General features: G+C 53.5%; 7 protein-coding genes and 1 pseudogene. 6 read left to right on the top strand and 2 right to left on the bottom strand.

Features of this window, described 5'->3' with window-relative positions; all coding sequences use genetic code 11:
- Window positions 1-193 precede the first annotated feature (193 nt).
- The 5 genes from pdhA (at window position 194) to IKE44_RS13640 (ending at window position 5,438) form a co-directional block, all read left to right on the top strand.
- The gene (gene pdhA, locus IKE44_RS13660; RefSeq protein ID WP_033016215.1) at window positions 194-1,303 is read left to right on the top strand and encodes a pyruvate dehydrogenase (acetyl-transferring) E1 component subunit alpha; all 1,110 of its coding nucleotides are present in this window, start codon (window positions 194-196) and stop codon (window positions 1,301-1,303) included.
- A gap of 3 nt (window positions 1,304-1,306) precedes the next feature.
- Window positions 1,307-2,284 carry a pyruvate dehydrogenase complex E1 component subunit beta gene (gene pdhB, locus IKE44_RS13655; RefSeq protein WP_033016213.1) on the top strand — a complete coding sequence of 326 codons (978 nt, stop codon included), beginning with the start codon at window positions 1,307-1,309 and terminating at the stop codon, window positions 2,282-2,284.
- Between the two features lie 73 nt (window positions 2,285-2,357).
- Window positions 2,358-3,644, top strand: a complete 1,287-nt coding sequence (locus IKE44_RS13650; RefSeq protein WP_287466195.1) for a dihydrolipoamide acetyltransferase family protein — start codon at window positions 2,358-2,360, stop codon at window positions 3,642-3,644.
- A 4-nt stretch (window positions 3,645-3,648) separates the two neighbouring features.
- Entirely contained in the window at window positions 3,649-5,061 is a 1,413-nt protein-coding gene (gene lpdA / locus IKE44_RS13645; RefSeq protein ID WP_049624544.1) for a dihydrolipoyl dehydrogenase, read from the top strand.
- 134 nt (window positions 5,062-5,195) lie between these two features.
- Complete coding sequence (locus tag IKE44_RS13640) at window positions 5,196-5,438, top strand: hypothetical protein (protein WP_049624556.1); 243 nt, start codon at window positions 5,196-5,198, stop codon at window positions 5,436-5,438.
- A gap of 65 nt (window positions 5,439-5,503) precedes the next feature.
- On the opposite strand, the pseudogene IKE44_RS13810 reads toward IKE44_RS13640, so the two are convergent.
- Window positions 5,504-5,884: pseudogene (locus tag IKE44_RS13810) on the bottom strand (DUF1885 family protein).
- A 202-nt stretch (window positions 5,885-6,086) separates the two neighbouring features.
- Here IKE44_RS13810 and IKE44_RS13630 point away from each other — a divergent pair.
- A complete protein-coding gene (locus tag IKE44_RS13630; RefSeq protein WP_033016209.1) occupies window positions 6,087-6,215 on the top strand; it encodes a GapA-binding peptide SR1P in 129 nt (42 codons plus the stop codon).
- 111 nt (window positions 6,216-6,326) lie between these two features.
- On the opposite strand, the gene IKE44_RS13625 is transcribed toward IKE44_RS13630, so the two are convergent.
- Window positions 6,327-7,372: aminotransferase class I/II-fold pyridoxal phosphate-dependent enzyme (locus tag IKE44_RS13625; RefSeq protein WP_287466192.1), on the bottom strand; the 1,046-nt coding region annotated here is incomplete at its 5' end.

Below are 7,372 nucleotides of genomic sequence, written 5' to 3'. Positions count from 1 at the left end.
GTGGTATGCTTGTTCATAGAGAGCACCTCCTGGGTTTGTTTGTGTTGTTACTCACATTCTACAGGAAAGGTGCTCTTTTTTCTATACCCTTTGGATTTTATTGGATAATCAACACGCCTGGGGTACATTAATAGTATATGGATGAAGACAGCCTGATTTCCAAATTTCTTGATGAAAGGCAGAGGTGAACAAGATGGGTGTAAAGACCTTCCAATTCCCATTTGCGGAGCAGCTCGAGAAAGTGGCCGAGCAGTTCCCGACATTTCAAATTTTGAATGAGGAAGGAGAAGTCGTCAATGAAGAGGCGATGCCGGAGCTGAGCGATGAGCAGCTGAAAGAGCTGATGCGTCGCATGGTGTATACGCGCATTCTTGACCAGCGCTCCATTTCGTTGAACCGCCAAGGGAGACTCGGGTTTTATGCGCCGACCGCCGGGCAGGAAGCGAGCCAAATTGCCAGCCATTTTGCATTGGAAAAAGAAGATTTTATTTTGCCGGGATACCGCGACGTTCCGCAAATCATTTGGCATGGGCTTCCGCTGTATCAGGCGTTTTTGTTCTCGCGCGGCCATTTCCATGGTAACCAAATTCCAGAAGGCGTAAACGTCCTGCCGCCGCAAATCATTATCGGCGCCCAATACATCCAAGCAGCTGGTGTGGCGCTCGGCTTGAAAATGCGGGGCAAAAAAGCAGTGGCGATTACATATACGGGCGACGGCGGCACGTCGCAAGGCGATTTCTACGAAGGGATCAACTTTGCGGGGGCGTTTAAGGCGCCGGCCATCTTTGTCGTGCAAAACAACCGCTTTGCCATCTCGACGCCGGTCGAAAAGCAAACCGTTGCCAAAACATTGGCGCAAAAAGCAGTCGCCGCCGGCATTCCGGGCATTCAAGTTGACGGCATGGACCCGCTTGCGGTCTACGCAGCGGTCAAAGCTGCTCGCGAGCGCGCCATTAACGGCGAAGGGCCGACGCTCATTGAAACGCTCTGCTTCCGCTATGGCCCGCATACGATGTCCGGTGACGATCCAACGCGCTATCGTTCGAAAGAGTTGGAAAACGAATGGGCGAAGAAAGACCCACTCGTGCGTTTCCGCAAGTTTTTAGAGGCGAAAGGCTTGTGGAGCGAAGAAGAAGAAAACAACGTTATTGAACAGGCAAAAGAAGAGATTAAAGAAGCGATCAAGAAAGCGGACGAAACGCCGAAGCAAAAAGTAACCGACTTGATCAGCATCATGTTTGAAGAGCTGCCGTTCAATTTGAAGGAGCAGTATGAAATTTACAAAGAGAAGGAGTCGAAGTAAGCCATGGCGCAAATGACAATGGTTCAGGCGATCACCGATGCGCTGCGTATCGAGTTGAAAAATGATCCGAACGTGCTCATTTTCGGGGAAGACGTTGGGGTCAACGGCGGCGTATTCCGAGCGACGGAAGGGCTGCAGGCCGAATTTGGCGAAGATCGCGTTTTTGACACGCCGCTCGCCGAATCAGGAATCGGCGGCTTGGCGATCGGTTTGGCGCTGCAAGGGTTTCGCCCGGTGCCGGAAATCCAGTTTTTCGGCTTCGTGTATGAAGTGATGGATTCGATTTGCGGGCAAATGGCGCGAATCCGCTATCGTACGGGCGGACGCTACCATATGCCGATTACGATCCGTTCTCCGTTTGGCGGCGGCGTCCATACGCCGGAGTTGCACTCAGACAGCTTGGAAGGGCTTGTCGCCCAACAGCCAGGCTTGAAGGTTGTCATTCCGTCGACGCCGTATGATGCGAAAGGGCTGCTCATCTCGGCGATTCGCGACAACGACCCGGTCATTTTCCTTGAACATTTGAAGCTGTACCGTTCGTTCCGTCAGGAAGTGCCGGAAGGGGAATACACGATTCCGATCGGCAAGGCGGACATTAAGCGGGAAGGAAAAGACATCACGATCATCGCGTACGGCGCCATGGTGCATGAATCGTTAAAAGCGGCGGCAGAATTAGAGAAGGAAGGCATTTCTGCCGAAGTCGTCGACTTGCGCACCGTGCAGCCGCTCGATATTGAAACGATCATCGGTTCGGTCGAAAAAACGGGCCGCGCCATTGTCGTTCAAGAAGCGCAACGGCAGGCTGGCATCGCCGCCAACGTCGTGGCGGAGATTAACGAACGCGCCATCTTAAGCCTTGAGGCGCCGGTGTTGCGCGTGGCCGCTCCGGACACGGTCTATCCGTTTGCTCAGGCGGAATCGGTATGGCTGCCAAACTTTAAAGATGTAATCGAAACGGCGAAAAAAGTGATGAACTTCTAACAGCGGACAAACTCGGGGGAGCGGAACGCCTTCCCCCGCCCATTTTCGGCAAACGATAGGAGGTAGACAGACAGTGGCTTTTGAATTTAAGCTGCCGGACATTGGCGAAGGCATCCACGAAGGTGAAATTGTCAAATGGTTTGTGAAACCGGGCGATGAAGTGAACGAAGACGATGTATTGTGCGAAGTGCAAAATGACAAGGCGGTTGTCGAAATTCCCTCCCCGGTCAAAGGGAAAGTGCTTGAAATCCTCGTCCCGGAGGGAACAGTGGCAACGGTCGGGCAAATGCTCATCACGCTCGATGCGCCGGGTTATGAAAACATGATGTTTAAAGGACAAGAGCAAGAAGAAGCGAAAAAAGAGGAAAAAACGGAAACGGTGTCGAAAGAGGAAAAGGTTGACGCTGTCGCTCCCAATGCACCGGCAGCTGAAGCGGAGGCTGGCCCGAACCGCCGCGTCATCGCCATGCCGTCCGTGCGCAAGTATGCGCGCGAAAAAGGCGTCGATATTCGGCTTGTCCAAGGAACGGGCAAAAACGGCCGCGTCCTGAAAGAAGATATTGACGCTTTCCTTGCCGGCGGCGCAAAACCGGCACCGGCCGCAGCGGAGGAAAAAGCGGCGCCGGCCGCAGCGAAACCGGCGACGACAGAAGGCGAATTCCCGGAAACGCGCGAGAAAATGAGCGGCATCCGTCGGGCGATTGCCAAAGCGATGGTGCATTCCAAACATACCGCTCCGCACGTGACGCTGATGGACGAAGCCGATGTGACGAAGCTTGTTGCTCACCGAAAAAAATTCAAGGCTATTGCCGCGGAAAAAGGCATCAAGCTGACGTTTTTGCCGTACGTCGTCAAAGCGCTCGTTTCCGCGCTGCGTGAATACCCAGTGTTGAATACGTCCATTGATGATGAGACGGAAGAAATCATCCAGAAGCATTATTACAATATCGGCATCGCCGCTGATACGGACCGCGGCTTGCTTGTGCCGGTCATTAAACATGCCGATCGCAAGCCGATTTTCGCCTTGGCGCAAGAAATCAATGAGCTCGCCGAGAAAGCGCGCGACGGCAAACTGACGCCGGGAGAAATGAAAGGCGCTTCATGCACGATTACAAACATCGGTTCGGCCGGCGGGCAATGGTTTACCCCGGTCATCAACCATCCGGAAGTGGCGATTCTTGGCATCGGCCGCATTGCGGAAAAGCCGATCGTCCGTGACGGTGAAATTGTCGCTGCCCCGATGCTGGCGCTCTCGCTTAGCTTTGACCACCGGATGATCGACGGGGCGACAGCGCAAAAAGCGCTCAACCATATCAAACGGCTGTTGAGTGACCCGGAATTATTACTAATGGAGGCGTAAAACGATGGTAGTTGGCGATTTTGCAATTGAAACGGAAACGCTTGTCGTCGGCGCCGGTCCTGGCGGGTATGTCGCCGCCATCCGCGCCGCGCAGCTCGGACAAAAAGTGACGATTGTGGAAAAGGGCAATTTAGGCGGCGTCTGCTTAAATGTTGGCTGCATCCCGTCAAAGGCGCTGATCTCCGCAAGCCATCGCTATGAGCAGGCGAAGCATTCCGAAGAAATGGGCATTAAGGCGGAGAACGTCACCATCGATTTTGCCAAAGTGCAAGAATGGAAAGCAAGCGTCGTGAAAAAATTAACGGGCGGCGTCGAAGGGCTGTTAAAAGGAAACAAAGTAGAGATCGTCAAAGGGGAAGCGTATTTTGTCGACGCCAATACGGTGCGTGTCGTCAACGGCGACAGCGCGCAGACGTATACGTTCAAAAACGCGATTATCGCCACCGGCTCGCGCCCGATTGAGCTGCCGAACTTCAAGTTTTCCAACCGCATTCTTGACTCGACGGGAGCTCTCAACCTTGGGGAAGTGCCGAAATCGCTCGTGGTCATCGGCGGCGGCTATATTGGCATCGAACTCGGTACGGCTTACGCCAACTTTGGGACGAAAGTGACCATTTTAGAAGGAGCCGGCGAAATTTTGTCCGGTTTTGAGAAGCAAATGGCTGCCATCATCAAGAAGCGCCTGAAGAAAAAAGGCGTTGAAGTCGTGACGAACGCATTGGCGAAAGGGGCCGAAGAACGCGAAGACGGCGTCACGGTCACGTATGAGGCGAATGGTGAAACGAAAACGATTGACGCCGACTATGTGTTGGTGACGGTCGGCCGCCGACCGAATACAGATGAACTTGGTCTTGAACAAATCGGCATCAAAATGACGAACCGCGGCTTGATTGAAGTGGACCAACAATGCCGGACAAGCGTGCCGAACATTTTTGCGATCGGCGACATCGTTCCAGGCCCGGCGCTTGCTCATAAAGCGTCGTATGAAGGGAAAGTGGCGGCGGAAGCCATCGCCGGCCATCCGTCGGTAGTGGATTACATCGCCATTCCGGCTGTGGTCTTCTCCGATCCGGAATGCGCGTCGGTCGGCTATTTTGAGCAGCAGGCGAAAGACGAGGGCATTGACGTCATTGCCGCGAAATTCCCGTTTGCTGCCAACGGCCGCGCCTTGGCGCTGAACGATACGGACGGCTTCTTGAAGCTCGTTGTCCGCAAAGAGGACGGCGTCGTCATTGGTGCGCAAATCATCGGTCCAAATGCTTCTGACATGATCGCCGAGCTTGGGCTCGCCATTGAAGCCGGCATGACGGCGGAAGACATCGCTTTGACGATCCATGCCCATCCGACGCTTGGCGAAATCGCCATGGAAGCGGCGGAAGTGGCGCTTGGCACACCGATTCATATCATTACGAAGTAACTGTGAAACGACCGGGCTTGGCCCGGTCGTTTTTCTTATCATGCGGGAATGGCGCATTTCTTGTCCTGTTTTTCATACTATTTTCCGCTTTCGTTTCATATCGTTATGGTAAAGAAAAGCGGGAGATGGAAATGATGAAAGCGTATGTCGCCTTTTTGCTGCAAATGATGATTTGGAGCAGTTTTTCCTTGATCGAGTGGCTGTCGGGGCGGGACCGGCCGTTTTTCCGCGGCTTGATGTTGTGCGTCTTCATGTACATAGCGTTTTTACTGGCGCGCCAGCTCGGCTTGGCGACGCGCAAAGCGCTCCTTACAACAGCTGCCACGGCGGCGGTGTATTTTACCGGCCAGCATTTCATATGGCAATATATTCCATGATCTGCCCCTTGGGTGCGGAAGCGGCGCGGTTCGGCGAACAAAAAACAGCGGTCCCATGCCGCTGTTTACGCGCGGCCGAACGACATCGTCCGGCCGCTGAATAAACGCAGTTCGCCGCCAAGCGTTTTGGCCATCCATTTGCTGAATTCGTTTGCTTTTCCTTTGTCCCCGTGCGTTGCTCCCGGCGCCAATGCCAGCTCAATCCTTGTTTCTTCTCCGGTTGTCCGCACGGCAATGGCCATCCCTTTGTATAAGCGGCCGTCGCCTTGCAAATAAAGAACGTGGTCGCGTTCATGCACCGTGTATGGAAAGGCTGCCTGCTCGTACGCCCATCCAAGCTACTCCACCGTTTTGCGCAGCGCGGCTCGGTAACGTTCGAGCAACTGTTTGATTTCCTCGATGCTGATCGATTTTCCCCTCCCCGGCAGCTTTAGGCTTGCATTCAACGCCCTTCTCTCCTTTCGCCATCTTTTTGTCTCTCTCGTCTTCTTTGTACCATGTTTTTCCGGACTGCGGTGAAAAAGTTTGGTGTCATAAAAGAGCCGTCATAATCCTAAATGTGACATACAAATTTAGATTTACAATCTAAATATGATATATTATTATAAAACCAACAACAACATTTATCATCATAAAGGGGGTTTGGGGATGGGCACGATCGTATGCCAAACGTGTGAAGCGACAATTGCGTATTTTGAAGATGAAAAAGTGACAACGCTTTACGGGAAATGCGATTGCTGCGGTCATGACCGCGAGGACGGAGAAGAAAAAGAATAAGGCGGGCAAACAAACGGGGGAAGGAACGGATAGGCGCGCATGTGGGGCAAAGCACATGCGCGCCGTTGATTTTGGCCCAAAAAAACAAGCCGGGAAAACCGGCTTGTGCATTCAACGAATCGGCTTATATTCTTTGATGACGCGCAACGTCTGCAGCGTATCGTCCTCAGGGCCTTGCACCGGCAGGCCGGCGGTCAAGTTTGTCTCGATATACTTCAAATTTTCCTCCGTAATGATTTCACCGGGAATAAAAATCGGGATGCCCGGCGGATACACCATCACAAATTCCGCGATGATCCGTCCGGCTGACTCGTGAAACGGCACGACTTCTGTTTCTGCATAAAAGGCGTCGCGCGGCGTCAAGGCTAAGGCCGGGATATCCGGAAGCAGCACTTTCGGTTTGACTCCTTTTTCCGCCTGATGGCTGAACTCGTCCGACAGGCGGCGGAGGGCCGAAACGAGCAGCCCGGCTTCCCGCTCGCTGTCGCCTGGAGTGATGATGCACAAAATGTTATACAAATCCGAAAGCTCCACTTCGATGTTATACGTTTCGCGGAGCCATTGTTCGACATCATGGCCGGTCAAGCCGAGCTCCTTGACAGAGATGATCAGCTTCGTTGGATCGTAGTCGTACGTCGCTTCCGTGCCTAAAATTTCTTCACCGACGCAGTACAAATATGGAATTTCGTTGATTTGCCGCCGTGTCCATTCCGCGAGGCGGATCGCCTTGTCAATGAGCTCCCGCCCTTTCGTCGCCAGCTGTTTGCGGGCGACATCGAGCGAAGCGAGCAACAAATACGACGTCGACGTCGTCGTCAACATGCTTAAGATCGCTTGCACGTGCTTCGCGGAGACGAGCCCTTCGCGCACATTTAAAATCGAGCTTTGCGTCAGCGATCCGCCGAGCTTATGGACGCTTGTCGCCGCCATATCGGCCCCGGCTTGCATCGCGGAGAGCGGCAAGTCCTCATGAAAATGAATGTGCACGCCGTGCGCTTCGTCGACAAGCACCGGAACGTTGTACGAGTGGGCGATCTCGACGATTTTTTTCAAATCGCCGGCAATGCCAAAATACGTCGGGTTGATGACGAGCACCCCTTTGGCATCCGGGTGTTGGTGGAGCGCTTTTTCCACTGCCTGTGGCGTAATGCCGTGGG

This window comes from Geobacillus sp. (genome assembly GCF_017515625.1).
GTDB classification, from domain to species: Bacteria; Bacillota; Bacilli; order Bacillales; family Anoxybacillaceae; genus Geobacillus; species Geobacillus stearothermophilus.
This window is presented reverse-complemented; position numbering and strand designations above follow the sequence as displayed.

Coding starts and splice junctions, on each gene's coding strand:
- pdhA (WP_033016215.1), top strand. CDS start 194: ATGGGTGTAAAGACCTTCCAATTCCCATTTGCGGAGCAGCTCGAGAAA.
- pdhB (WP_033016213.1), top strand. CDS start 1,307: ATGGCGCAAATGACAATGGTTCAGGCGATCACCGATGCGCTGCGTATC.
- lpdA (WP_049624544.1), top strand. CDS start 3,649: ATGGTAGTTGGCGATTTTGCAATTGAAACGGAAACGCTTGTCGTCGGC.
- IKE44_RS13640 (WP_049624556.1), top strand. CDS start 5,196: ATGAAAGCGTATGTCGCCTTTTTGCTGCAAATGATGATTTGGAGCAGT.
- IKE44_RS13630 (WP_033016209.1), top strand. CDS start 6,087: ATGGGCACGATCGTATGCCAAACGTGTGAAGCGACAATTGCGTATTTT.